Annotated in this window: 1 protein-coding gene and 1 pseudogene; both read left to right on the forward strand. The window is 55.6% G+C overall.

Going from position 1 to position 824, the window contains the following annotated elements; translation table 11 throughout:
* A pseudogene (locus ACXJ5O_RS28665) lies at positions 1–139 on the forward strand (30S ribosomal protein S21); the annotation flags it as partial.
* 128 nt (positions 140–267) lie between these two features.
* The coding region (locus ACXJ5O_RS28670) for a tetratricopeptide repeat protein (protein WP_457302867.1) at positions 268–824 on the forward strand (557 nt) is incomplete at its 3' end.

An 824-nucleotide genomic window follows, 5' to 3' on the forward strand; every position in this document is an offset into this window, starting at 1 on the left:
GCCTTCGATCAAGCGCGCCCGCCAGAAGGCAGAGGCAATCAGCCGCGCCCGCAAGCTTGCTCGCAAGCAGGCCCAGCGCGAAGGCCTTCTTCCAATGCCTGTGAAAAAGACACCGGTTCGCGCTTCAGCGGCTCGTTGATCTTCGATTTATCGACGCCTTGACCCGATTACGGGGTGGAGTGGCTTGCGTCACACCGCCCTTTTTCGTTTGGTGCCATCGGAACAATAAGGCCTTTACGGCTTTTCATTGAACGGGACACATAAGACATGACACATCCGGTTGAACTGGCCTCACATCGCGCAATCTGGGCGGCCCCTAAGACAGTACGTGTCACGGGACTCGTCATTGCCTCTGTTCTCACGCTTGCGATCGCTGGATGCCAGAGCACCTCGACCACTGACATGACTGGCATCGACAAGGCGCAGGGTTCCACCGAGAATATCAGCTCGCTTAACGACGTTATCCGCAACAATCCAAAAGATCCGGAAGCCTATAATGTCCGCGGATCGGCCTATGGTCGTGCCGGCAAGAACAATGACGCAATCAAGGATTTCAATACAGCGCTGCAGCTCAACCCCAATTTCTACCAAGCTTACGCCAATCGCGCGCTCGTCTATCGCAACATGAGCAACACGGCACAGGCAGCGGCGGACTACAGCAAGGCAATCCAGATCAATCCGCAATACGATGCCGCCTATATTGGCCGGGGCAACCTTTATCGCCAACAAGGGCAACTGGATCAGGCTCTGAATGATTTCAACCAAGCCATCCAGTTGAGCACGACAGACGCACGCGCCTATCACAACCGCGGCCTGATCTATCA

The organism is Phyllobacterium sp. P5_D12, assembly GCF_054049495.1.